Source organism: Franzmannia qiaohouensis, from assembly GCF_031451695.1.
Classification (GTDB): domain Bacteria; phylum Pseudomonadota; class Gammaproteobacteria; order Pseudomonadales; family Halomonadaceae; genus Franzmannia; species Franzmannia qiaohouensis.
The window spans coordinates 84,494-108,032 of the sequence record NZ_JARWAM010000001.1 but is presented as its reverse complement, the minus strand read 5'-3'; the positions used below and the strand labels follow the sequence as shown (position 1 = coordinate 108,032).

Sequence of the window (23,539 nt, the reverse complement as noted above, 5' to 3'; positions counted from 1 at the left end):
GTTCTCCTGTGCCCATGTCGTGCCTGGTTGGGCCGCGTTAGTGTCCGCGTTGAGCATCGTTTTTCTGGATTCCTGCGTACTTTTGCAAAGCGCTGGGGCGCCGCTTACACCGCGTCGGCGCCGCGTTCGCCGGTGCGAATGCGGATGACGTCTTCCAGGGGGGTGACGAAAAGCTTGCCGTCGCCGATCTTGCCGCTGTTGGCCGCGGTGCGGATGGCATCGAGAACGCCTTCGACGCGCGAGTCGTCGACGGCGATCTCGACCTTGACCTTGGGCAGGAAGTCGACGACGTATTCAGCGCCGCGGTACAGCTCGGTGTGGCCCTTCTGGCGGCCGAAGCCCTTGACCTCGGTGACGGTGATGCCCTGAACGCCGTTGTCTGCCAGCGCTTCACGGACATCATCCAGCTTGAACGGCTTGATAATGGCGGTGATGAGTTTCATCCCGAATCTCCCAGATGAAAAGGATTGAGGCGTGCATAACGGCTTGCGCCTGATTAGGACATAGCGTGAAGCGTGCCAGACTGTAGATTTCGCTTTTTAAACAGTCATGTAGGGGGCGGCTTGCACCATCATGCAAGGTCCTCATGGGAGGGAGTGGAGGGCTTTGCACCAAGGCGGGGCATAGAGGAAAGCTCAATGCCTCATAATAGAGCGTTGGCGGGGCATGCGTGGCGCTGGCAGCTTGCGTATGCTTGGGTGTGAGGCATAACCGCTGGATGACGAGGAGAATCACGTGACCCATCAAGATCGATTTGGCCGTCTGGCCCGTGAGCTGGGCGAGCGCTTGCAGGGTGCCTCCCAGGCGCCGGAGGAGATTCACAAGGGGGTCCAGCAGGTCGTGCGCGGCGCCTGCGAGCGTCTCGAGCTGGTATCCCGCGAAGATTTCGATATTCTCATGGATGTACTGCAGCGCACCCGCAGCCGCGTCGAGACGCTGGAAGCGCGGGTCGCTACGCTTGAAGCAGCGCTCGACGAGGGTGCGGCACCCAGCGAGGAAAGCCACCGCGAGGCTAGCGGCGACACCCCACCGGCCGAAGATGCCGGCGGCGGCGAGCCTTCGCGCTGACGCTACGTCATTTTACCGGCGAGGGACCGCCATGACGCTTGCCATCATCAATACCCGCGCCAGCCTGGGGCTCGACGCGCCGGAAGTGCTGGTCGAGGTACACCTGGCCAACGGCCTGCCGGGCCTGACCTTGGTGGGGCTGGCCGAGGCAGCGGTCAAGGAGAGCCGCGAGCGGGTACGCAGTGCGCTGATCAATGCCGGTCTCGAGTTTCCCACCACCCGCCGCATTACCCTCAACCTGGCGCCCGCCGACCTGCCCAAGGAAGGCGGGCGTTTCGATCTGCCGATTGCACTGGGCATCCTGGTCGCCTCGGGGCAGGTGCCAGGGGAGGCGCTGGAGACGGTGGAGTGCCTTGGCGAGCTGGCGCTGGACGGCAAGCTGCGCCCGGTCACCGGGGTACTGCCGGTGGCCCTGGCGGCGCGGCGTGCCGGGCGCACCCTGATCGTGCCGCGTGCCAACGCCGACGAAGCAGCCCTGGCCAGTGGACTCGAGGTACTGCCGGCGGAGCATCTTCTGGAGGTGGTGGCGCACCTGCTGGGGCAGCGGCAGCTGGTGGCACACCACGCCGAACCGCGGCCCCTCGAGGCCGTGGCCAGCGGCATGGATCTGGCCGAAGTGCGCGGCCAGCAGCAAGCCCGCCGCGCCCTGGAGATCGCCGCCGCCGGTGCCCACAATTTGCTGCTGGCCGGCCCGCCGGGTACCGGCAAGACCATGCTGGCCAGCCGGCTGCCGGGCATCCTGCCGCCGCTGGAGGAGGATGAAGCGCTGGAAGTGGCGGCCATCCGCTCGGTGATCGGGCTGCCGCTCACCGACGACTGGGGGCGACGGCCGTTTCGTACCCCGCACCATACCGCCAGCGCCGTGGCACTGGTCGGCGGCGGCTCCAAGCCGCGCCCCGGGGAAATCTCGCTGGCCCATCACGGCGTGCTGTTTCTCGACGAACTGCCGGAATTCTCGCGCCATGTGCTCGAGGTGATGCGTGAACCGATGGAGTCGGGCAGCATCGCGCTGTCGCGGGCCAACCATCAGCGCCGCTATCCGGCGCGCTTCCAGCTCGTTGCCGCCATGAACCCTTGCCCCTGCGGCCACCTCGGCGACCCGCGCAGCCGCTGCCAGTGCAGCGCCGCGCAGATCCAGCGCTACCAGCAGCGGCTCTCCGGCCCGCTGCTGGACCGCATCGACCTGCAGGTCGAGGTGCCGGCACTGCCGCCGGAGCAGCTGACCTCCCAGCAGGCCGGCGAGAGCTCCGCCGCGGTGCGCGAGCGGGTGCTGGCGGCGCGTGCCCGGCAGGCCAAGCGCGGCGCGCTGAATGCGCATCTGCCCGGGCGTGAACTGGAAGCCGCCTGCGCGCTGGACAGTGCCACCCGCGCCTGGCTGGCCGGGGTGCTGGAGCGGCTCAACCTCTCGGCACGGGCCTACCATCGCGTGCTGCGCGTGGCCCTGACCCTGGCCGACCTGGCCGGCGATGCGCACCCCGAGCGCCGCCAGCTGATGGAGGCGATCGGCTATCGGCAGCTCGACCGGCTGCTCAAGGCCGGTTAAGCCCGGCCCCTTTACTGAGGAAAGGCGGTGTCTACCTACAGCGCGGTGGCGTCGAAGGCCCCGTACAGCGTCTCCTGCCACTGCGGCTCGCTGTCGCCGAGGCGGCGCAGGCGCATGTGCAGTGCATAGGGCAGTAGATCGCGGTCCGACAGCCTTAGCCGCGGGCCGTCGGCGCTGAGGCTGGTCTCCAGCAGCCATTGATTGTCCCGCGAGTCGCTGTCCTGCATCTCCGGCGCCCAGTCGATGACCTGTGGCCCGTCGCTGGGGGCCAGCAGCGCCCGGCTGAGGCTCTCGGTGAAGCGCGACTGGCTGACTCCCAGGCTGTCGTCGACGTCGGGGCTGGCCAGCAGCAGCACCACGTCGGGGGTGTCGCGGGTCCAGACCGGTTCGCGCAGCAGGCTTGCGGTGGCCGTTTCGCCGAGGCCGAACAGCGCCTGGCGCAGCAGGGTGGGAGCGTCCGGGGCGCTGGCGCAGCCGCTGAGCAGCAGGCCGAGCAGCGCTGCTCGCAGGAGGGGAGGTCGCTTCATGTGCCTAGCCGCCTTACGTCGCAGGGCGCTACTTCATCGAGGAAAATGCTAAGTTCATCGAAGAGCACCTGACGAATGGGTTCGGCCTCGTTGACCAGGTGGTGGCGCGCTTCGGGGTGGCGATGAATCCGGGCGCGCGGAAACTTGCGGGTCATCACCTCGAGGTTCCAGGCCCAGTCGACGGTCAGATCCTGCTCGCCCTGCAGAATCAATACCGGCAGCTGGCTCGCCGGCAGCGCGATCAGCTGCGGCATCCAGCGGCGCATGGCGCTGACCCAGGTCAGCGTCAGGTAGTCGGCCTGCAGCGGGTCGGCTTCGCGCAGGAAGGCGGTGAAATCGCTGTCCGAGGAGTTGGGGCGATACTTGCGCGGCAGGGTGGTGATGAAAGGGCTGGCCAGGCGGTGCAGCCAGCTCGACTGCGGCCAGCCCAGCGGGCGCACCAGCGGGGCCAGCAGCGCCAGGCCCTGCCAGGTGCTGTTGTCGCCGTGGCGCAGCGCATCGGTGGCCAGGATTGCCGCGCCGGTGCTCTGGCCGATGCCGACCCAGGGCTTGGGAATCAGCCCCTGGTGGTCGAGCTGGGACTGCAGCTCGGCAAGGCACTGACCGTAGTCGTCGAAGTCATCGATGGTGGCCCGCTCGCCGCTCGACAGTCCGTGCCCCGGCAAATCCCACAGCACCACCCGCCAGCCCTGGGCGAGTAGACGCTCGAGCAGATGGCGGTAGAGCCCCAGGTGATCGAAGTAACCGTGGACCACGAACGCGGTGCCGCGCGGCGCCGTTGGCGTCCAGATCTGGGTCCATAGGCGAAAGCCGCGGGCATCGAGGTAGCCGACGTGCAGCGCGACGTGATCGCTCAACAGCGGCGCGAGCTGGTAGTGCGCGAGATAGTGATCGAGGTGTGGCGTCCATGGCGTACTGCCGGGCACGCGGGCCGGCGCGATGGGCCCGAGGGCCTGCAGCGGTGCGAAATCGGTCATCCAACCCTCCCTAGTACGCTCATGCTAGCGCCGGTAGGCCTGGCAAGCCATATTGCGACAGCGACATTTCATCATTTGGTCGAGCCTGGCAGACCGCGGTGACATTTTCAGGTAGCATGTGGAAGTCATTTCCATAAAAAAATGTTACTTTTAGGAACACCTAAAACGACCCACGGCCGGTCAAGTGGTACCGGTCACAGCGCATCAGGAGACTCTCATGACTGACCGTGTCACCCGCCATCGTCTTCAGGTGGCCTCCGAGTTAGACCGTTTCATCAACGACCAGGCCCTGCCTGGCACTGGCGTCGATGCAGAGACCTTCTGGTCCGGTGTCGATGCGCTGTTCCACGATTTGACCCCGAAGAATCGCGAATTGCTCGCCGAGCGCGAGCGTCTGCAGGGCGAACTGGATGCCTGGCACCGTGAAAACCCCGGCCCGGTCGGCGACATGCCCGCCTATCGCGACTTTCTCAAGCGCATTGGCTACCTCGCCGAGGCCCCGGCCAAGGTCGCCGCCACCACCCAGAACGTCGATAGCGAGGTCGCCAACCAGGCCGGCCCGCAGCTGGTGGTGCCGGTAAACAACGCTCGCTACGCGCTCAACGCCGCCAATGCGCGCTGGGGCAGCCTTTACGATGCCCTCTACGGCACCGATGCCATCAGCGAGGAGGACGGCGCCGAAAAGGGGTCGAGCTACAACCCCAAGCGCGGCGACAAGGTCATTGCCTATGCCCGCGGCGTCCTCGACCGCGCCGCGCCGCTGGCCACCGGTTCGCATCGCGATGCCGTCAACTATGCGCTGCGCGACGGTCATCTGGTGGTGACCCTCGACGGCGGCCGCGAGACGGGCCTCAAGGATCCTGGCAAGCTGGTCGGCTTCCAGGGCGATGCCGCCAAGCCCCAGAGCATCCTGCTCTCCAACCATGGCCTGCATCTGGAAATCCAGTTCGATACCAGCCACCCGATCGGCAAGACCGACCCGGCCGGCGTCAAGGACCTGCTGGTCGAGGCCGCGCTGACCAGCATCATGGACTGCGAGGACTCGGTGGCGGCGGTCGACGCCGAAGACAAGGTGGTGGTCTATCGCAACTGGCTGGGCTTGATGAAGGGCGACCTGGAAGAGCAGCTGGAGAAGGGTGGCAAGACCATCACCCGGCGCCTCAATCCGGATCGCCAGTACCAGACCCCCGACGGCGGCAGCCTGACCCTGCCCGGCCGCGCGCTGATGTTCGTGCGTAACGTCGGCCACCTGATGACCAACCCCGCGGTGCTCGACGCCGACGGCAACGAGCTGCCGGAAGGCATCCTCGATGCGGTGGTCACTGGCCTGCTGGCGCTGCACGACCTCAACAAGGGCGACGGTGAGCCGCGCAACTCGCGGGCCGGCTCGGTGTATATCGTCAAGCCCAAGATGCACGGTCCCAAGGAAGTCGCCTTTGCCAACGAGCTGTTTGGCCGCGTGGAAGACATCCTGGGCATGACCCGCGATACCCTCAAGATGGGCATCATGGACGAGGAGCGGCGTACCACCGTCAACCTCAAGGCGTGCATCAACGAGGCGGCGTCGCGGGTGGTGTTCATCAACACCGGCTTCCTCGACCGCACCGGTGACGAGATGCACACCGCCATGGAAGCCGGTCCCATGATTCGCAAGGGCGACATGAAGGGCGCCAAGTGGATCGGCGCCTACGAGCGCAACAACGTGCTGGTCGGCCTGGCCTGCGGGCTGCGCGGACGCGCCCAGATCGGCAAGGGCATGTGGGCCATGCCCGACCTGATGGCGGCCATGCTCGAGCAGAAGATCGGCCACCCCAAGGCTGGCGCCAACACCGCCTGGGTGCCGTCGCCCACCGCCGCGGCGCTGCATGCCCCGCACTATCATCAGGTCGATGTGGGCGCTGTCCAGCGTGAGCTGGAAGGCCAGGGCGACGTCGACCTGCTCGACGACCTGCTGACGGTGCCGGTGGCCGAGAGCGTCAGCTGGTCCGACGAGGAGATCCAGCAGGAGCTCGACAACAACTGCCAGGGCATCCTCGGCTATGTGGTGCGCTGGGTCGAACACGGCGTGGGCTGCTCCAAGGTGCCGGACATCCACAACGTCGGGCTGATGGAAGACCGCGCCACGCTGCGTATCTCCAGCCAGCACCTGGCCAACTGGCTGCACCACGGGGTGGTCGACGCCGAGCGCGTGCAGAAGACCCTGGAGCGCATGGCCAAGGTGGTCGACGAGCAGAACGCCGGCGACCCCGGCTACACCGCCATGAGCGCCGACTTCAAGGCTTCCAGCGCCTTCAAGGCCGCCTGTGACCTGGTGTTCAAGGGGCGCGTGCAGCCGGCGGGCTACACCGAGCCGCTGCTCCACGAGTGGCGTCAGGTGCACAAGGCCAAGTAATTCGGGCCGCGTGCCAATGAACGGGCCCCGGTGCACTGCACCGGGGCCCGTTGCGTTGTGAGGCGGGCGCCGTGCAGGGATATCGCCGTACAGCGCGCCTTGCGCTATCTTGGGCGCAGCACACTCGCCGCCGAGCCGCCAGGAGGGCGCCATGACCGTAATGACCGCAGCCGCCATCGAGGAATTTCTCGACGAGGTGTTTCCGCATCGCCAGGGCACCATCGAGGGCGTCGACGAGATGCGCGCGACCATGAGCCTGGCCATCGAGGACGAGCACCTGCGCCCCGGCGCCTGCGTCTCCGGGCCCAGTATGATGGGGCTGGCCGATGTCTGCCTCTACGTGGCGATCCTGGCCCAGATCGGCCCCGAGCCGATGGCGGTGACCAGCGACATGAACTGCCACTTCCTGCGCCGCGCCCGCGGTGACCGCGATCTGATCGCCAATGCACGCATCGTCAAGCTCGGCCGCCGCCTGGCGGTGGGCGAGGTGCAGCTGTTCTCCGCCGGCGACGAGGAGCCGGTGGCGCTGGTGACGGCGACTTACGTCTTACCCGACGCCGACTGAGCGCGTAGGGCGGTAAATGCAAGCATCACCCAGCCGGCGATAAAGGCGACGCCGCCCAGCGGCGTGATCATGCCCAAGCGGCCGATGCCGCTCAGCGCCAGGGCGTAGAGCGACCCCGAAAACAGCAGCATGCCCAGTGCCCAGAGGCCCAGCGTCAGCTGCTGGCCGCGCAGGGGCTGGCCGGCGCGCCAGGCCAGCACCCCGAGCATCGCCAGGGTATGCCACATCTGATAGCGCACGCCGGTCTCGAAGGCCGCCAGCAGGCGTGCCGGCAGCTGGCCCTGCAGGCCATGGGCGGCGAAGGCGCCGAGGGCCACGGCCAGGCCGCCGCTAAGCGCTATCGCTAGCCACCAGGGGGTATCGCGCATGGGGGAAATCTCCTTGTCGAAGGCGCCCATACCGTACCCCGCGGGGGCGTTACAGGCTACAATAGTGGCCCCCGAACCGCTGCGATTCGCTGGAGGACCAATATGCAGATCCTGCTCAACGGCGAAGCCAGAACCCTCGAGGCCGAGGCTACGATCAGCGACCTGATCGCCTCCCTCGACCTGACCGGTCGACGCATCGCCGTCGAGGTCAACGAAGAGATCGTGCCGCGCAGCCAGCATGCCCAGCAGGGGCTGGCCGACGGCGACCGCGTCGAAATCGTCCACGCCATCGGCGGGGGCTAGAGGAGCCATCATGACAGACCGTTTCCAGGACCAGCCGCTGCAGGTGGCGGGTCATCGCTTTGCCTCGCGCCTGCTGGTCGGCACCGGCAAGTACCGCGATTTCGACGAGACCGCCGCCGCCATCCAGGCCTCCGGCGCCGAGGTGGTGACCTTCGCGGTGCGGCGCACCAACCTGGGGCAGGAAGCCGGCGAGCCCAATCTGCTCGACGTGGTGCCGCCGGAGCGCTATACCCTGCTGCCCAACACCGCCGGCTGCTATACCGCCAAGGACGCGGTGCGCACCTGCAAGCTGGCCCGCGAGCTGCTCGATGGCCACAAGCTGGTCAAGCTCGAAGTGCTCGGGGATGACGCGACGCTCTACCCCAATGTGGTGGAGACGCTGAAAGCCGCCGAGACGCTGATCGCCGACGGCTTCGAGGTGATGGTCTACACCAGCGACGATCCCATCGTCGCCAAGGAGCTCGAGCGCCTGGGCTGCTGCGCGGTGATGCCGCTGGGCTCGCTGATCGGCTCCGGTCACGGTATCCAGAACCCGCACAACCTGCGCCTGATCATCGAGCAGGCCGAGGTGCCGGTGCTGGTGGATGCCGGTATCGGTACCGCCTCCGACGCCGCCATGGCCATGGAGCTGGGCTGCGACGGCGTGCTGATGAACTCGGCCATCGCCCACGCCCGCCAGCCGGTGTTGATGGCCGGCGCCATGAAGCAGGCTGTCGAGGCCGGCCGTGCCGCCTTCCTGGCCGGTCGCATGCCGCGCCGCCAGAGCGCCGAGCCCTCCTCGCCCTTCGCCGGCCGTATCAACGGCTGACTGCCCGCTAAGATGAGATCCGCGTGACGCATGAGTGATACCCACGACGACCGACCCGACGCCGCCACCAGTGCACCCGAGAGCCCCGCGGCGCCGCTGCACCGGCGCGGCATCAAGAGCTATGTGCTGCGCGCCGGGCGCATGACCATTGCCCAGACCCGCGGTCTCGAGGAGGTCTGGCCGCGGCTGGGGCTGACCCTGGCCGAGGGCCGTCAGGACCTCGACGCGCTGTTTGGGCGCCGTGCGCCGCGGGTGGTGGAGATCGGCTTCGGCATGGGCGCTTCGCTGATCGAGCAGGCCGAAGCCCACCCGGAGACCGACTTCATCGGCATCGAGGTACACGCCCCCGGCGTCGGCAAGCTGCTCGACGAGGCCGACAAGCGCGGCCTGAGCAACCTGCGCGTATACCGCGAGGACGCCCTGCGGGTCCTCGAGGAGTGCCTGCCCGAGGCCAGCCTCGATACCCTGCAGCTGTTCTTCCCCGACCCCTGGCCGAAGACGAAGCACCACAAGCGGCGCATCGTCCAGCCGGCCTTCGTCGAGCTGGTGCGGACCCGCTTGAAGCCGGGCGGCACCTTCCACCTGGCCACCGACTGGGCGGCCTACGCCGAGTGGATGGCCGAGGTGATGAATGCCGCGCCGGGCTATCGCAATACCGCGGCGGCTGAGACGGCGCCCTATGTGCCGCGCCCCGAGTTCCGGCCGCTGACCAAGTTCGAGGCCCGCGGCGAGCGCCTCGGCCACGGCGTCTGGGACCTGATCTACGCCCGCGACGCCTAGACGGGAACGTCCCTCGTATTGTCATGTCCTGGCTCAAGCATTTAGCAGTAGCGCTCAGGGCTGATCCGGTGGCAGGCCTATTAGGAGGCGCTGTAAACCCATCCCTAGGCGCTACCAGCGCCCTGCTGCGCTCTCGCATCCTGCTTTGCTTGCAGGACCTGTGCTGGCCATCCTTGGCCAGCCCGTTCGGAGGAATCCTCCTCACCCATGGCGTTGAATCTACTCTTCGGCCTGCCGCCGGCGCCCCTCACTAACAGTGACGGGAATAGCGCTGGGCGCATTTTTGCAAGGGTAGAAAAGAAAAAGCCGCTCCGGGAGGAGCGGCGAAAGACCGTGACTAGCTTGATGAGGAGAAACCATGGCAGAAAACCTGACATTCTCTGCTATGGCGTGTGGCGCCTGGCAAGCGCCACGGTTGTTAAGATAATCGTTCGCATTTGGGGCGTCAAGCGTAACGAGAATATTTTTTATTCATCCGCCGACCAGGCGCAGCCATAGCGGCAGCGTCAACATCGCCAGCAGCGTCTGGCCGGTGATCAAGGCGGCCATCAGCTCGGCGTCGCCGCCCAACTGGCGAGCCAGGATATAGGCCGAGGTGGCGGTGGGCAGGGCGGCGAACAGCAGCGCCACGTCGCGGCTCACCGGGTCGAGACCCAGCGCCAGCGCTAGCGCCAGCACCAGTGCCGGCATCGCCACCAGCTTGAGCAGGTTGGCGGCCCAGACGCCGCGGTCGAGGCGCACCAGCGCCCGTGGGCGCAGCGCCACGCCCACTGCCACCAGGCCTAGCGGCAGCGCCGCGCTGCCCAGCAGGCCGACGGTCTGGGCGCTCCAGCCGGGCAGGCCGATGCCGCTCAGGTTAAGGGCGATCCCTATCAGGCAGCCGAGGATCAGCGGGTTGCGCACCAGCGCCAGCAGGCTCTTGCCGAGGCTGGCCGGCCCTAATGTGCCGGCGGCGATGAAGCTCGCCACGCACAGCACATTGACCACCGGTACCATCAGCGCCACGGCCACCGCGGCGACGGTGGCCCCGGCACTGCCATGCAGGGCGCTGGCGCCGGCCACGCCGACATAGGTATTGAAGCGCAGCGCGCCCTGGAATACCGAAGTGAAGGCCGCCGGGTCGAGTCCCAGCCGCTGGCGCAGCCGCCACAGCAGGGCGCCAAGCGCGGCCATCACGCCAAGCAGCACCAGTGCGACACGCCCCACCGGCACCTGACTGACATCCGCCGTGGCCAGTGTCGCCACCAGCATGGCGGGAAACAGCAAAAAGTAGATCAGCTTCTCCAGCTGGGGCCAGAAATCCCCGCCCGGCAGGCGTTTCCAGCCCAGCGCGGCGCCCAGCAGGATCAGCAAAAACAGTGGGCCCAGCGCACCGGCCACATCACCCATGGGGCGCTCCTTGTCATCGACCTTGGGATGCGACAACCTTTCGCAGGTTGTCATGAGGCAAACGCTGATAAGCTTACCGGCTATTGCCATTGCATTGGAGGGTCCTGGTGACGCCATGACCACGCTGCCACCATCCTCGGACGAGGCGACCCCGCGCTCACCGCTACTCAATTTGCTGATCATGGTCACGCTGGTCACGGTGGTCGTGGCGATGTGGTACCTGGGCAACTACTATCTGCGCGGCAGCAGCGACGACGTCACCTGGTATCCGCCGAGTTCGCCCTGCGACCTGCACCAGGGCGCCTGCGAGGCGAGCCTGGGCATGGCGTCGCGGCTGTCGCTGGGCTTCGACGGTGAGCTGCGCGAACTCGAGATCCTGCCCGTCGAGGTGCAACTGGACAACCTCGAGGCGCGGTCGGTGACGCTCGAGCTGGTGGGTCGCAATATGCACATGGGCGTGCACCGCTTTATCCTCGAGTCGCAGGGCAACGGGGTGTATCGCGGCAATGCCCAGATCGGCGTATGCACCGAGTCGGTGATGCCGTGGCGCGTTCAGGTAGTGATCGAGACCCCTCAGGGTCGCAAGGGAAGCTGGTTCGATTTCGATATCAAGAGGAGTGCGGTATGACGCGCAAGATGCGGTGGGCGGGCATCGCCACACTGGTATTGGCCGTGGCGCTCGGCACCATCTGGTGGGTGCAGCAGCAGGGCGATGACGGCGAGCCGCGCGGTGGCGAAGTGGCGCTGCCCTCGACCCAGGGCGAGTTCTCGCTGGCATCCATGGATGACGATGAGCTGGCGGTGCTGTTCTTCGGCTACACCTACTGTCCGGACATCTGCCCGATGACCCTGGCAGTGATTCGCCAGGCGCTGCAGCAGCTCGAACCGGAGCATGCCGAGCGGCTGGTACCGGTGCTGATTACCGTCGACCCGGCCCGCGATACCCTCGAGCGCCTCGAGGAGTACGTCGGCTACTTCGGCGAGCAGTTTATCGGCGCCCGCGGCAGCGAGGAGCAGCTCGACGATATCGCCGAGCGCTATAACCTGTTCTGGCGCCGGCACGACATGGAGGGCTCGGCGATGGAGTACACCGTCGACCATAGCTCCTCGATGTACCTGGTCGACCGCCACGGCGAGATCCGCCAGCGGGTGCTCTACGCCCCGACGCCGCACTCGCTGATCTCTGCCGTGCGCCACGAGCTCAGCGGCGGCTGAGGCGCGGCGTCAAGCAGTCAGGGCTCAGGGCGACTCTGCCGGGTCGCCGCTAAGCCGCTCGACCATGGCGTGCAGCGCCTGCACCTGATGGCCGTCGCGGGTTTCATAGCCGGCCGAGGGTTCCCAACTGCTTTCATCGAAACCCCACCAGTCCCAGCAGCCCTGGGGATTGGCCATGCTGGTGTCGGTCTGCGGGTAGAGCACGGCCAGGTCATTGGCGTCGGCCCAGGCGTTGAGCCCGGTATGCCGGATAAAGGCGTCCTCGACCTGCTCCTGATTCATGTTGCAGCCGTGCAGCGCCACCACCAGACCGCAGGTCGCACCCTCCTCGCAGGCCTTGGGCAGGTAGAGCTGGCCCTTCTCGGCGAGCCCTGAGCCGCGATAGAACTCGCCCTGATCGAAGGGCAGCAGTGTGCCGCGGCCGTCCTCCTCGGGGGGCTCAAGGCCGCCGTAGAGCCAGTTCAACGCCTCGCCCGCCGCATCGCGGTCACAGGCCAGCAGGTGAGGACTGCCACCGAGGCGACAGTCGGCCAGCTCGGTGATGTGTGCCAGGCCGGTGCCGCCCACCGGCAAGCCGTGGCCGACCTCCTCGGCGCTGACGAACGTCAGCTGTTCAGGACGCTCCAGCCAGCCACGATACTGCGTGGCCAACATCTCGCCGAGCGCCGGGTCGACCTCCTCGTCCTCTTCGCCGTGCCACACGAAGACCCGCTGTTGGGCCAGCGCCTCGGCTGCGCCCAGGCGCCCCTCGGCGCGATAGGCGGTCAGGCGGCCCTCCAGCTCGGCCAGGCTGGGCGAACCGTGGCGCTGGCTCATGCACTGCCCCAGCGCCAGGCGCAAGCTGCCCTGGGCGCAGCCCCAGGGGCCGGCGGCGAACACGCCCAGGCCGCGATAGGTCTCGGGAAAGGCCACCGCCAGCTGGGTGGCCATATAGCCACCCGACGAAACCCCCATCACGCTGACGCGGGCGGGGTCGATGTCGAGCACGGGAAGTGGCGGAGGGGTGTCGCTGTCGGCCAGCGCCGGGCCAGCAAGGCCCAGCGCCAGACCGCACGCTAGCAGAGTGGGTTTCATCGCGATCAATCGTCGATGCCGAGCAGCTCGACCTTGAAGATCAGCGTTTCGTTGGGGCCGATCGGGCCGCCGGTACCGGCTTCACCGTAGGCCAGCTCGGAAGGCAGGTAGATCATCCAGGTGTCGCCGACGCTCATCAGCTGCAGGGCTTCCTGCCAGCCCTCGATGACCTGGTCGACGCGGAAACTGACCGGCTCGCCGCGCTGGTAGGAGCTATCGAATACGGTGCCGTCGATCAGGGTGCCCTCATAGTGCACCTCGACGCTGTCCGAGGCGCTAGGCGACGGGCCGTCACCGGATTCGACCACCTGATACTGCAGGCCCGAGTCGGTGACCTCGACGCCCTCCTCCTCGGCATTCTCGGCCAGGAAGGCCTCGCCGGCCTCGCGATTGGCCTCGGCGGCCTGCGACGCCTGGGCCTCGCGGCTGGCCATGGCGCTCTCCTGGAAGCGCGTCAGCGCCTCGGCCATCTGCTCCTCGCTCATGGCCAGCTCGCCGCCGGCATAGACGTCCTCGATGGCCTGGGTGAAGGCGTCGAGATCGAGAGCTTCTACGTCCTGTACCAGGCTCTGGCCGAGGGTCACGCCGAGGCTGTAGCTGAGTTTCTCCTCGTCGCTTTCAGGGGCGGCCAGGGCCAGCGGTGCGGCGGCCAGCAGGGTGCCGAATGCCGCAGCGGAAACCAGTGTCTTCATGCAGAGTCCTCGATTCAATGTAAGGCGTCGTGTCTCGGACTCTATCAGGCGCCATGAGTTTCCGCACCCGCGCCATCTCGGTGCACTACCTGACTACACCACCAGTACCGGGCACTTGGCCATGCTCGCGACCCGCTGCGAGACACTGCCAAGGATGCTCGATTCGCCGTTGGTACCCTTGGAGCCGAGCACGATCAGGTCGCACTCGCGCTTGCGGGCAAAGCGCACGATGGTGCTCGAGGGTCGCCCGCCCTTGACGAAGGCGCGGACTTCCTCGACGCCAAGTTCGATGGCGCGGTGCTTGGCATGCAGGGCGATCTCGGTGGCGTACTCCTTGAGCGCGTCGTCGGGAATGTCGAGCTTGGCCGGGCGCACCATCGATAGCGACGCCTCGAGCAGGCTGTGATGCTTGAACACGCACAGCACGTAGAGCTCGGCGGCGGTCAGCTGCTGCAGCTCGATGGCCTTGTCCAGCGCCCGCAGGGCGCGCTTGGAGCCGTCGACCGGGACCAGGATTCGCTTGAACATCGTCACCTTCTCCTTGTTGGGCGAGTGGCTCACCGGAACGCCAGGTCACGCAGGAACAGCGCGATCTGCGGGAACATGATCACCAGCGCTGCTGCCACTACCAGCATGAAGATGAACGGCGGGGTACCGCGAATCACTTCCCAGTAGGGGCGCTTGAAGATCGCGATGGCGGTGAAGATGTCGCAGCCGAATGGCGGTGTGGCCGAGCCAATCGCCACCTGCAGGGTGATCAACACGCCGACGTGCACCGGGTCGAGGCCCGAGGCGGCGATTGCCGGGGCGAAGATCGGCGTCAGTACCAGGATCACCACGATCGGGTCGACGAACATGCAGGCGACGAAGAAGGCCACCGAGATGGCGATCAGCACGCCCACTGGGCCGGCCTCGTTGATGCCCACCGCAGCAAGGATCTCCTGGGGGATCTGGGCAAACGAAATCACCCACGAGAAGCCGTTGCCCACCGCCACCAGGATGAAGACCACGGCGGTGATCAGCCCGGTGGACTTGGCGATGGTGTAGATGTGCTGCAGCTTGAGCGAGCGGAAAATCACGAACTCCAGCAGTACCGCATACAGCACGCAGGCGGCGGCTGCTTCGGTGGGGCTGAATATGCCGCCGTAGATACCGCCGACAATGAGTACGGGGAAACCCAGCGGCCACAGCGCCTTCTGCACCGCGGTGAGGCGCTCGCGCCAGCTCGATTTTGGCTCGGTGGGCACGTCCTTGATCACCGCATACAGCACGCAGTAGATCGAGAACATGAACAGGATCAGCAGCCCCGGGCCGATGCCGGCGATGAACAGCTCGCCGATCGAGGTGCCGGAGATCACCCCGTAGATGATCATGCCGATGCTCGGCGGGATCAAAAAGGCGATGTCGCTGGAGTTGATGATCAGCGCCAGGGTGAAGGGGTCCTTGTAGCCGGCCTTGAGCATCCGCGGGCGCAGCGGCGAGCCGACGGCCACCACGGTGGCCTGGGTCGAGCCCGAGACGGCGCCGAACAGCGTACAGGAGGCCGCGGTGCTCACCGCCAGGCCGCCCTTCACGTGGCCGACGAAGCTCATCACCATATTGATCAGGCGATGCGCGGACTGACCGCGGGTCATGACATCGGCAGCCAGGATGAACATAGGCACCGCGATCAGCGCGGTGGGGCGGATGCCGCCCATCATCTGCTGGATCAGGGTTTCCATCTGGCCGGTGCCGCCGAAGGTCATGTAGAAACCGACGAAGGCGGCGGTGACCAGCGGTATCATCATCGGGAAGCCGAGCAGCAGCAGCACGATCATGATGGAGATAATGATTGTCGTCATGGTGCGTTCCCCGCGTCAGACTTCGGTTTCCGTGTCCTTGTATCCGTCGACCACATGGGTCGAGAGATAGACGTCACGAGAGGTCAGGTTCTTGAAGGCGGTCAGCAGGTACTGGATCCCGGTGACGGTGAAGCCCAGCGGCACCCACAGGTACATGATCCACACCGGAATACTCAGCGACGGCAGCACCCGGCCGCGGCTGTAGGTGGTCTGGATATAGCCGATCGAGTAGTAACACAGCGTGAACATGACCAGCGCGGTGAACAGGCAGATGAAGATCATCAACCAGCGGCGCGCGCCGGTGGGCAGGGCATCGTAGATCGCCGACATGCGGATATGCCGGCCGTGGCGGGCGGCATAGCCAATGCCCGCGAACGTGATCATCACGATCAGGATGCGGTTGACCTCTTCGGAGAAGTGCAAGCTCTCGCCGAACGCGAAGCGGCCAATGACGTTGGCCACGGTGTTGATCGCCATCAGGATCACCCCCATGGCGAGGATCACGGCCTCGGCCTTGCTGATCCAGGTGTCGACCACGCCCAGCGGGCCGGGCAGGGTGGAGCGGTACTGCTGTTCGGCGACGTCTTCTTCGCTCATGTCCATGTCGAAGGACTCCTCGCGGTCTGGATGGCGTGTAAACGAACGGTGACACACCCAGCCTATGCCGTCGCGCCGTCCCTTGCAGGCGCAGAATCAACGCTGATTGGCTGGGTGACAACGACGAGGGGGCAGCCTTGCGGCTGCCCCCTGTGCGGTTAGCTGCGTGGCACGCCAGGCGTGCGCGGCGCGGCATCACTCGTTGGTGACGGCCTCGAGGTCGGCCTTGAACTGCTCGAGCAGTTCGGCACCGCGGTCGCCGGTCATCTCCACGAAGCGCTCCTCGACCTGCGGGGCGCGCTCGCGGAAGGCCTGGATCTGCTCCTCGTCGAGGCGCGTCACGGTGACCTCGTCGGAGGCTTCCTGGATCGCCGCCAGCGAATCGTCAGCCAGACCGGAGATATGCTCGATGGTGTGCTCGTAGGCCGCCTCGGTGGCGTCGCGCACCAGCTGCTGGTCCTCCTCGGAGAGGCCATCGAAGAAGTCCTGGTTGGCCATCATCGCGGTGGTGAACCAGCCGTGTCCGGTAAACACCAGGTGCGGGGAGACCTCATACAGGCCACCGGACTCGATCCAGAAGATCGGGTTTTCCTGGCCCTGGATGATGTTGGTCTGCAGGCCCCCGTAGACCTCACCCCACGGCAGCGGGGTCGGCGTGGCGCCGAAGGCACGATAGGTCTCGGAGAGCAGCGGGTTGGTCATGGTGCGGATGTTCTTGCCGCGCAGGTCATCCGGGCTGGTGAAGGGCTCATCCAGGGTCACCACCATCTCGCCTTCCGGATACATCTTGAGCAGTTCGAGGCCTTGTTCGGCGTAGAGCTCAGGGAAGGTCTCGTGAATCGCCGTGGAGTTGTTGAAGAACTCGATCACGGTCTCTTCATCGGTGGGCAGCAGGTAGGGGATGAAGAAGATCTGCGCCTCGGGGATCAGCGACCCGGTAAAGCCCGGAGACTGATTGACGAACTGCAGGATGCCGGCCTGGGTCTGCTCCATGATGTCGTCGGACTCGCCGAGCTCACCGAAACGATAGATCTGCACGGTGTGGTCGGAATTTTCCTCGACATACTCCTTGAAGGCGACGGCGAAGACGTCCTGAACATCGCCCTCGAATTCCTCGTGGGCGTAGCGCCAGTTATCGGCACTGGCGGCGGCGGAAAGGCCGAACAGCAAGGCGCCGACACTGGCGGCGGTGAGTAGGTTGCGAACCATCATTTTTGTCTTCCCTCACAAGGTTGAAGCCAGCGTATATGTGCCCAAGCTGGCTTAAAGTGCAGGTTTAAAAACATGCAGTTGTGAATTCAGGCTAGCGCGCGGCCGGTGAGGGGTCAAGGCAGCGTTCGAGGGTTTGCAGGGCGTAAAGATGGTGTTTTTTCTGTTCTGGCAGCCTGGCGAAGAGGCGTTCAGCCAGGGGCGGGTCGGTCTCGCGTAGCGGGCGTATCGCACCCGCCTCTAGCAGCGTCTCGTCGCTACTGCGCTGCAGCATGCGCAGCGCTTCACGCTCGCTCAGCAGCTCGGCGCGCTTGAGGGTGTCGCGCAGTTCAGCGATCTCGGGGTTGGTGAGCGCTCGCTGCTTGAGCCTGCGGCGACGCTCTCGCAGCGGCCGGGTCAGCTCGGCCTGCCAGCGGCGCAGCGCGTCGAGTTCGGCGTCGAGACCGCCGGCTGCGGTGAGGCCGTGGCTAGCCAGCCAGCAGTGCCACAGCAGTTCGCAGACATCGGCGCCGGCCTCGTCCTGCAGCTGCAGGCAGGCTGACGCGACGCCCTCGCGGGCATAAAACGCCAGCGCGAAGTCCCACAGCGGCGCGTCGCGCAGAGAGGCCCGCAAGTGCGCCAACAATTGGGTAGAATTCATGCCATTCGTTCCTACGGGGTGGCGAGCCACCCTGCCGACCTACCGGAGCCAGCATGATCGCACTGCGCCAACTCTCGCTGCAACGTGGCACCCAGACGCTGATCGAGGGCGCCGAGCTGACCCTGCACGGCGGCCACAAGGCGGGCATCGTCGGCCCCAACGGGGCCGGTAAGTCGAGCCTGTTCAAGCTGCTGCTGGGGGAGCTGGCCCCCGACAAGGGCCAGGTCGAGATGTCCGGCGGCCAGCGCATCGCCCACATGGACCAGGAGATAGCCGCGCTGGACCGTGCCATCGTCGACTACGTGCTCGACGGCGACCGCGAGCTGCGCGCTACCGAAGCTGCGCTGGCCGCGGCCCAGACCAGCGGCCAGGCCCACCGCGAGGCCGAGCTGCATGGCAAGATCGAGGCCCTCGACGGCTACAGCGCCCCGGCCCGCGCCGCTCAGCTGCTGGTCGGCCTGGGCTTTGCCCAGGCCGACTTGACGCGGCCGCTGGCGGACTTCTCCGGCGGCTGGCGGATGCGCGTCAATCTGGCGCGCACGCTGTTCATGCCCTCCGACCTGCTGCTGCTCGATGAGCCCACCAACCACCTCGACCTCGACGCCCTGCTGTGGCTCGAACAGTGGCTGACACGCTATCCCGGCACCCTGCTGCTGATCTCCCACGACCGCGACTTCCTCGATGCGGTTTGCGACCACATCGTGCACTTCGATCGCGGCAGCCTGGTGCTGTACCGCGGCAACTACTCGACCTTCGAGCGCACCCGCGCCGAGAAGCTGGCGCTGCAGCAGGCCGAGGCCGCCAAGCAGCAGGCGCGCAAGGCGGAGATCGAGCGTTTCGTGGCGCGCTTCCGCGCCCAGGCCACCAAGGCGCGCCAGGCCCAGAGCCGCTTGAAGATGCTCGAGCGCATGGGCGATATCGCCGTGGCCCACGCCGATTCGCCGTTCCACTTCACGATTCCCGCCGCCGACAAGAGCTCGCATCCGCTGCTGGTGCTGGACGAGGCGCGGCTCGGCTATCGCGACGCCGCGGGCCATGAGACCGTGCAGCTCGACAACGTCAAGGTCACCCTGCTACCCGGCAGTCGCATCGGCCTGCTCGGGCCCAACGGCGCCGGCAAGTCGACGCTGATCAAGTCGCTGACCGGCGAATTGCCGCTGCTGGCCGGCAAGCGGGTGCCCGGCGAGCACCTGGCGATCGGCTACTTCGCCCAGCACCAGATCGAGGGGCTCGATCTGGCCGCCAGCCCGTTCATGCACGTGCAGCGGCTTTCGCCTACCGCCAGCGACCAGGAGATCCGCAATTTCCTGGGCGGCTTCGGCTTCAAGGGCGACGACGCCTTCGAGGTGGCCGATAGCTTCTCCGGCGGCGAGAAGGCGCGCCTGGCCCTGGCCCTGGTGGCGTGGCAGAAGCCCAACTTGCTGCTGCTCGACGAGCCCACCAACCACCTCGACCTGGAGATGCGCGAGGCGCTCACCGAGGCGCTGGCCAGCTTCGAGGGCACGGTGATCATCGTCTCCCACGACCGCCACCTGCTGCGCGCCAGCGTCGACGAGTTCTGGCGCGTGGCCGATCACCGCGTCGAGCCCTTTGACGGTGACCTGGAGGACTACCGCGCCTGGCTCAAGGCGCGCCTGGAGGGGGAGCGTCGCGAGGCGCGGGTCGACAAGGCCGAGGAGGCGCCCCGTGAGGATCGCAAAGCGGCTCGCCGTGCCGCCGCCGAACTGCGCGAGAAGCTGCGTCCGCTCAAGAAGCAGCGCGACCGCGCCGAGCAGGCGATGGATAAGATCCAGACGCAACTGGCCGCGGTGGAGGAAACGCTGGGCGATGCCGAGCTCTACACCGATCCCGCGCGCAAGGCGGAGCTGACCGCGGCCCTGGCGCGCCAGGGCGAGCTCAAGTCGCAGCTCGACGACCTCGAGGCCGACTGGCTGGCCGCAGAGGAGGCGTTGGAGGCGATGGAAGCCGAGCTAAGCTCGGAGACATAAGACGCGGCTACGCCGCTCGAAGAGGGAAGACCGGCGCTTCGCGCCTTGAAGATGAAAAGCTAGAGCTAAGAATTGGCTTCCCTCTTCCCTCTTCCCTCTTCCCTCTTCCCTCTTCCCTCTCAACTCTCCAGCAGAAAGGTCACCGGCCCATCGTTGATCAGCGCCACCTGCATATCGGCGCCGAACTCGCCGCAGGCGACCCGCGGCCAGCTCGCCTGGGCGCGGGTCAGCAGGTAAGTGAACAGTCGCTCACCCTCGGTGGGCGGCGCGGCGCTGGAGAAACTCGGGCGCAGGCCCTTGCGGGTGTCGGCGGCCAGGGTGAACTGCGAGACCAGCAGCAGACCGCCCTCGGCCTGCTGCAGATCAAGGTTCATCTTGCCATCGGCATCGCTGAATACACGGTAGTGCAGCAGCTTGTGCAGCAGCTTGTCGGCGCGCGCCTCATCGTCGCCCTTCTCGACGCCGATCAGTGCCAGCAGGCCGTGGTCGATGGCACCCACGGTCTGGCCGTCGACCTCGACGCTGGCGCGGCGTACGCGTTGGATCAATGCTCGCATGCGGGCTCCTGTGGCGGTGGTCGGCGCGCCAGTATAGCCGCTCAGCGCCCCAGCAGGGCATCGCGGAAGTCGCGCCGCAACGGGTCGCTGCCCAACCAGATGCCGAATAGCGCGTTGGCCAGCGCCAGGTCGTCGCCGCGGTAGAGCGGCTCGCCATTGAGCGCCAGGCGCAGCTCGCTGCCGTCCCAGCTCAGTACGTAGCGGTCCCCGGGGGTGACGTCGCGATACGTCCGGTTGAAGTCGTCGATGGCGGTGGCGAGCTGGCTGAAGGCCTCGGCATCGAGGCGCTCCTGCAGCGACTCGCGGGTCGCGTCGGCGAAGTCCTCGGCGTCGATGGCATGGAAGTACTCGAGCTCGAGCCGCTTGGGGACGTCGGAGAGCGGGGCCGGGGCGCTGGCAGATGCCTCCTGATAGTAGGCGCCGGCGTAAGCGTTCCACACCAGGTAGCGGAACACGCCGCTGCCGAGCAGGGCGTAGCGGATGCCGTTGTCGTCGAGGCGGGTGTCGAACTCGACGCCGCGTACCTCGACGCGCTGTTCGGCCTGGGCCGAGGTGGCCAAGCCGGCGAACAGGCATAGGGACAGCAAGCCGGTAGCAAGGCGAAAACGGAAAGCGGGTCGCATGGTGTCTCCGGAGGCGTGGGGATGCCTCCTACAGACATGCTTGGGTCGTACAAGTTCTGTATCGCCGTGGCTACCAGGCGCGGCACACCATCACGTCGCAGTGCGGCTCCGCCAGCAGTCGCTCGGTGAGCTGGCCCTGGCGGCCCAGCGGCCCGCGGCTACCCAGCGCCAGCAGATCCGGCGGCTGGCGGCGCAGGCGATTCATCAGCACCTCCAGCGGGTCGCCTTGCTCGAGTTCCAGGTGCACCTCGGGCACGGCGTCGAACTCGCCCATCAGCTGGTCGATCTCGCGCTCCAGCTGCTGGCGCAGGCGCGCCACTTCACGATCGCGCCACTGGGCGTAGTGGCCATCGGAGCCCAGCTCGCGCTCGCCGGGAATGTTCCAGGCGTGGAGCAGGGTGACGCTGGCCTCGGGGAAGCGCTTGAGGGTCTCGCGCAGGGTGTGGCGGCAGGTCAGCGAGAAGTTGACCGGCACCAGGATGTCTTGCCAGGTCTGGGTCGCCAGATGGCTCACCGAGAGCACCGGACAGGGCGCGCCGCGCAGTACCCGTGCCAGGGTGGTGCCGCCGACCAGATCGAGCTGGCCGCGCTTGCGGTGGGCACCGAGCACGATCATGTCGACCTCGCGCTCATGAGCCTCGCGGATGATCTCGGCGTAGGGTGCGCCGGCCACGGTTTGCAGCAGGGTGGCCGGCTCGGCGAGGGCATAGTCCTCGCGCAGGTCGGTCATGGTGCGCTGCATCTCCTCGACCACCAGCGGTTCCAGGTCGCGCAGCGCCTGGCGCGGCAGGTGCGGATCGAGCACGTGGATGACATCGAGGCGCGCGCCGCTTTCGTTGGCCATGCGCAGGGCGCGGGCAAAGGCGGCACGGTTCTCGGCGGACAGGTCGCAGGCAAACAGCAGGGTGTGGGCCATGAGCTTCCCTCCCTCGATGCGGGGCACGTGGCGCCGTCTAGGGCGACGGCGCCGTCACCCCCCAGCATGGTGCCAGTTGCCAAAGCCTGCAAGCTGCGGCGGTTCACACCCCACGCTTGTCACCGTGAGCAGCGTTAGAGGCCGATCCGTCGCCGCGTTTACCACCAGGCGTGGAAGTGGTGCACCGGCCCGCGGCCGCGGCCGACCCGCAGCCGCACACTGGCGGTGAGTGCCTCGTTCAGCCACTGCTTGGCGGCGCCGACCGCCTCGGGCAGGGCGTCGCCGCGGGCCAGGCAGGCGGTTACCGCCGACGACAGCGAGCAGCCGGTGCCGTGCAGGTTGTCGGTGGCGATGCGCGGGCCGTCGAGCCAGCGAGCGCTGCCGGCATCGGCGAGCAGGTCGGGGCAGCGCTCGCCGTGCAGGTGGCCACCCTTGAGCAGCACATAGGGGGCGCCAAGGCTGCTCAGTGCTGGCAGCATGTCCTCCATCTCGTCGGCTGTGGTCGGCGTGCTGCGCTCCAGCAACACCGCCGCCTCGGGCAGGTTGGGGGTGATCAGGTCGGCCAGCGGCACCAGGATGTCGCGCACCGCGGCGATACCGGCGTCGTCGACCAGCACGTCGCCGCTCTTGGCGACCATCACCGGGTCGAGCACCACCCAGCGCGGGCGACGGCGCGTCAGCGCCGCACGGATCACCTCGGCGACCTCGCGGCTTGCCACCATGCCGATCTTCACCGCGTCGATCTCGACGTCGTCGAGCAGGGTCTCGAGCTGGGCGGCGATGAAGTCGGCGGGCACCGGGTGAACGCCACGCACGCCCTGGGTGTTCTGGGCGGTCAGCGCGGTGATCACGCTGGTACCATAGGCGCCCAGCGCCGAGAAGGTCTTGAGGTCGGCCTGGATACCGGCGCCGCCGCTGGGGTCGGAGCCGGCAATGGTCAGGGCATTGGCAATCGAAATAGGAGCGGTCATGGCAAGGGCGTCAGGGTGGTGTCGATGAAGGCTAGGCTACTGCAGATGACGGGGTGGGCGCCATGTTGAGCCTGTTCGTGGTGGCGCTGGTCAGTGCCACCCTGCTGCCCGGCGGCTCCGAAGTATGGCTGGCGCGCCAGTGGTGCCTGGGTCAGCCGGCGCTGGCGCTGTGGCTGGTGGCCACCAGCGGCAATACCCTGGGCAGCCTGATCAACGTGTGGATGGGCCGCTATGCGCGGCGCTTCCAGGATCGGCGCTGGTTTCCGGCAAGCCGCGCCGGGCTGGCCCGCGCCGAGCGCTGGTACCATCGCTTCGGCGAGTGGAGCCTGCTGCTCTCCTGGGCGCCGCTGATCGGCGACCCGCTCACCGTGCTGGCCGGGGTGTTCCGGCTGCCGTGGTGGCGGGCGATCCTGCTGATCACCCTGGCCAAGGGCACCCGCTACGCGGTGGTGCTCTACCTGGCCCACGCCTGGCTGGCGCCGCTCTGCCAGTAGGC

The 23,539-nt window shown here is 67.1% G+C and carries 27 protein-coding genes; 11 read left to right on the top strand and 16 right to left on the bottom strand.

Going from position 1 to position 23,539, the window contains the following annotated elements; all coding sequences use genetic code 11:
* Positions 1 to 104: 104 nt before the first annotated feature.
* Positions 105 to 443 (bottom strand): P-II family nitrogen regulator, encoded by a 339-nt coding sequence (locus QC821_RS00545; RefSeq protein ID WP_076746022.1) that lies wholly within the window; start codon positions 441 to 443, stop codon positions 105 to 107.
* A gap of 292 nt (positions 444 to 735) precedes the next feature.
* On the opposite strand from QC821_RS00545, the gene QC821_RS00540 reads away from it, so the two are divergent.
* Both QC821_RS00540 and QC821_RS00535 read left to right on the top strand, forming a co-directional pair.
* Complete coding sequence (locus tag QC821_RS00540) at positions 736 to 1,068, top strand: accessory factor UbiK family protein (protein WP_309715503.1); 333 nt, start codon at positions 736 to 738, stop codon at positions 1,066 to 1,068.
* 31 nt (positions 1,069 to 1,099) lie between these two features.
* Positions 1,100 to 2,611: a YifB family Mg chelatase-like AAA ATPase gene (locus QC821_RS00535; protein ID WP_309715500.1), complete on the top strand. Its 1,512-nt coding sequence runs from the start codon at positions 1,100 to 1,102 to the stop codon at positions 2,609 to 2,611.
* Positions 2,612 to 2,646: 35 nt separating this feature from the next.
* Here the strand turns inward: QC821_RS00535 and QC821_RS00530 are convergent, their stop codons facing one another.
* Complete coding sequence (locus tag QC821_RS00530) at positions 2,647 to 3,138, bottom strand: hypothetical protein (RefSeq protein WP_309715498.1); 492 nt, start codon at positions 3,136 to 3,138, stop codon at positions 2,647 to 2,649.
* Positions 3,135 to 4,115 (bottom strand): alpha/beta hydrolase, encoded by a 981-nt coding sequence (locus QC821_RS00525; protein WP_309715495.1) that lies wholly within the window; start codon positions 4,113 to 4,115, stop codon positions 3,135 to 3,137. The genes QC821_RS00530 and QC821_RS00525 overlap by 4 nt, the downstream gene beginning before the upstream one ends.
* Before the next feature lie 217 nt (positions 4,116 to 4,332).
* On the opposite strand from QC821_RS00525, the gene QC821_RS00520 reads away from it, so the two are divergent.
* Positions 4,333 to 6,507: a malate synthase G gene (locus QC821_RS00520; protein ID WP_309715493.1), complete on the top strand. Its 2,175-nt coding sequence runs from the start codon at positions 4,333 to 4,335 to the stop codon at positions 6,505 to 6,507.
* A gap of 151 nt (positions 6,508 to 6,658) precedes the next feature.
* Positions 6,659 to 7,072: a PaaI family thioesterase gene (locus tag QC821_RS00515; RefSeq protein ID WP_095620684.1), complete on the top strand. Its 414-nt coding sequence runs from the start codon at positions 6,659 to 6,661 to the stop codon at positions 7,070 to 7,072.
* On the opposite strand, the gene QC821_RS00510 is transcribed toward QC821_RS00515, so the two are convergent.
* Positions 7,048 to 7,440 (bottom strand): DUF423 domain-containing protein, encoded by a 393-nt coding sequence (locus QC821_RS00510; RefSeq protein ID WP_309715489.1) that lies wholly within the window; start codon positions 7,438 to 7,440, stop codon positions 7,048 to 7,050. The genes QC821_RS00515 and QC821_RS00510 overlap by 25 nt on opposite strands.
* Before the next feature lie 102 nt (positions 7,441 to 7,542).
* Here QC821_RS00510 and thiS point away from each other — a divergent pair, with 102 nt between their 5' ends.
* From thiS to trmB, 3 genes are read left to right on the top strand one after another with little or no spacing between them, the layout of a single operon-like run.
* Positions 7,543 to 7,743 (top strand): sulfur carrier protein ThiS, encoded by a 201-nt coding sequence (thiS, locus tag QC821_RS00505; protein WP_076746030.1) that lies wholly within the window; start codon positions 7,543 to 7,545, stop codon positions 7,741 to 7,743.
* Positions 7,744 to 7,753: 10 nt separating this feature from the next.
* Positions 7,754 to 8,551: a thiazole synthase gene (locus QC821_RS00500; protein WP_309715486.1), complete on the top strand. Its 798-nt coding sequence runs from the start codon at positions 7,754 to 7,756 to the stop codon at positions 8,549 to 8,551.
* A 30-nt stretch (positions 8,552 to 8,581) separates the two neighbouring features.
* Positions 8,582 to 9,331: a tRNA (guanosine(46)-N7)-methyltransferase TrmB gene (gene trmB, locus QC821_RS00495; RefSeq protein WP_309715484.1), complete on the top strand. Its 750-nt coding sequence runs from the start codon at positions 8,582 to 8,584 to the stop codon at positions 9,329 to 9,331.
* A 471-nt stretch (positions 9,332 to 9,802) separates the two neighbouring features.
* On the opposite strand, the gene QC821_RS00490 is transcribed toward trmB, so the two are convergent.
* Positions 9,803 to 10,720 (bottom strand): AEC family transporter, encoded by a 918-nt coding sequence (locus tag QC821_RS00490; protein ID WP_309715481.1) that lies wholly within the window; start codon positions 10,718 to 10,720, stop codon positions 9,803 to 9,805.
* Positions 10,721 to 10,835: 115 nt separating this feature from the next.
* Here QC821_RS00490 and QC821_RS00485 point away from each other — a divergent pair, with 115 nt between their 5' ends.
* A complete protein-coding gene (locus QC821_RS00485) occupies positions 10,836 to 11,348 on the top strand; it encodes a hypothetical protein (protein ID WP_309715480.1) in 513 nt (170 codons plus the stop codon).
* Positions 11,345 to 11,935, top strand: a complete 591-nt coding sequence (locus tag QC821_RS00480) for an SCO family protein (protein ID WP_309715477.1) — start codon at positions 11,345 to 11,347, stop codon at positions 11,933 to 11,935. Before QC821_RS00485 ends, QC821_RS00480 begins: the two co-directional genes overlap by 4 nt.
* Before the next feature lie 24 nt (positions 11,936 to 11,959).
* On the opposite strand, the gene QC821_RS00475 is transcribed toward QC821_RS00480, so the two are convergent.
* The 7 genes from QC821_RS00475 to QC821_RS00445 form a co-directional block, all read right to left on the bottom strand.
* Complete coding sequence (locus QC821_RS00475; protein WP_309715475.1) at positions 11,960 to 13,009, bottom strand: extracellular catalytic domain type 2 short-chain-length polyhydroxyalkanoate depolymerase; 1,050 nt, start codon at positions 13,007 to 13,009, stop codon at positions 11,960 to 11,962.
* A gap of 5 nt (positions 13,010 to 13,014) precedes the next feature.
* The gene (locus QC821_RS00470) at positions 13,015 to 13,701 is read right to left on the bottom strand and encodes a BamJ family beta-barrel-assembly machinery protein (protein ID WP_095620691.1); all 687 of its coding nucleotides are present in this window, start codon (positions 13,699 to 13,701) and stop codon (positions 13,015 to 13,017) included.
* Positions 13,702 to 13,794: 93 nt separating this feature from the next.
* Complete coding sequence (locus tag QC821_RS00465; protein WP_309715469.1) at positions 13,795 to 14,229, bottom strand: universal stress protein; 435 nt, start codon at positions 14,227 to 14,229, stop codon at positions 13,795 to 13,797.
* A 29-nt stretch (positions 14,230 to 14,258) separates the two neighbouring features.
* Positions 14,259 to 15,542, bottom strand: a complete 1,284-nt coding sequence (locus tag QC821_RS00460; protein WP_309715467.1) for a TRAP transporter large permease — start codon at positions 15,540 to 15,542, stop codon at positions 14,259 to 14,261.
* A 15-nt stretch (positions 15,543 to 15,557) separates the two neighbouring features.
* Positions 15,558 to 16,145, bottom strand: a complete 588-nt coding sequence (locus QC821_RS00455) for a TRAP transporter small permease (RefSeq protein WP_422719358.1) — start codon at positions 16,143 to 16,145, stop codon at positions 15,558 to 15,560.
* Positions 16,146 to 16,334: 189 nt separating this feature from the next.
* Complete coding sequence (locus tag QC821_RS00450; RefSeq protein WP_309715465.1) at positions 16,335 to 17,351, bottom strand: TRAP transporter substrate-binding protein; 1,017 nt, start codon at positions 17,349 to 17,351, stop codon at positions 16,335 to 16,337.
* A 91-nt stretch (positions 17,352 to 17,442) separates the two neighbouring features.
* Positions 17,443 to 17,988, bottom strand: coding sequence for a TIGR02444 family protein (locus QC821_RS00445; protein WP_309715462.1), 546 nt, complete (start codon positions 17,986 to 17,988; stop codon positions 17,443 to 17,445).
* A gap of 53 nt (positions 17,989 to 18,041) precedes the next feature.
* On the opposite strand from QC821_RS00445, the gene QC821_RS00440 reads away from it, so the two are divergent.
* Entirely contained in the window at positions 18,042 to 19,976 is a 1,935-nt protein-coding gene (locus tag QC821_RS00440; RefSeq protein ID WP_309715460.1) for an ABC-F family ATP-binding cassette domain-containing protein, read from the top strand.
* A gap of 119 nt (positions 19,977 to 20,095) precedes the next feature.
* Here QC821_RS00440 and dtd read toward each other — a convergent pair whose 3' ends face one another.
* The 4 genes from dtd to thiD all read right to left on the bottom strand — a co-directional run bounded on the left by dtd (position 20,096) and on the right by thiD (position 23,043).
* Positions 20,096 to 20,533 carry a D-aminoacyl-tRNA deacylase gene (gene dtd / locus QC821_RS00435; RefSeq protein ID WP_309715457.1) on the bottom strand — a complete coding sequence of 146 codons (438 nt, stop codon included), beginning with the start codon at positions 20,531 to 20,533 and terminating at the stop codon, positions 20,096 to 20,098.
* A 41-nt stretch (positions 20,534 to 20,574) separates the two neighbouring features.
* The gene (locus QC821_RS00430) at positions 20,575 to 21,156 is read right to left on the bottom strand and encodes a chalcone isomerase family protein (RefSeq protein ID WP_309715455.1); all 582 of its coding nucleotides are present in this window, start codon (positions 21,154 to 21,156) and stop codon (positions 20,575 to 20,577) included.
* Between the two features lie 70 nt (positions 21,157 to 21,226).
* Positions 21,227 to 22,072, bottom strand: coding sequence for a universal stress protein (locus tag QC821_RS00425; protein WP_309715454.1), 846 nt, complete (start codon positions 22,070 to 22,072; stop codon positions 21,227 to 21,229).
* Positions 22,073 to 22,230: 158 nt separating this feature from the next.
* A complete protein-coding gene (gene thiD / locus QC821_RS00420) occupies positions 22,231 to 23,043 on the bottom strand; it encodes a bifunctional hydroxymethylpyrimidine kinase/phosphomethylpyrimidine kinase (protein ID WP_309715451.1) in 813 nt (270 codons plus the stop codon).
* 62 nt (positions 23,044 to 23,105) lie between these two features.
* Between thiD and QC821_RS00415 the strand changes: the two genes are divergently transcribed.
* Positions 23,106 to 23,537, top strand: coding sequence for a YqaA family protein (locus QC821_RS00415; RefSeq protein WP_309715450.1), 432 nt, complete (start codon positions 23,106 to 23,108; stop codon positions 23,535 to 23,537).
* Positions 23,538 to 23,539: the final 2 nt, after the last annotated feature.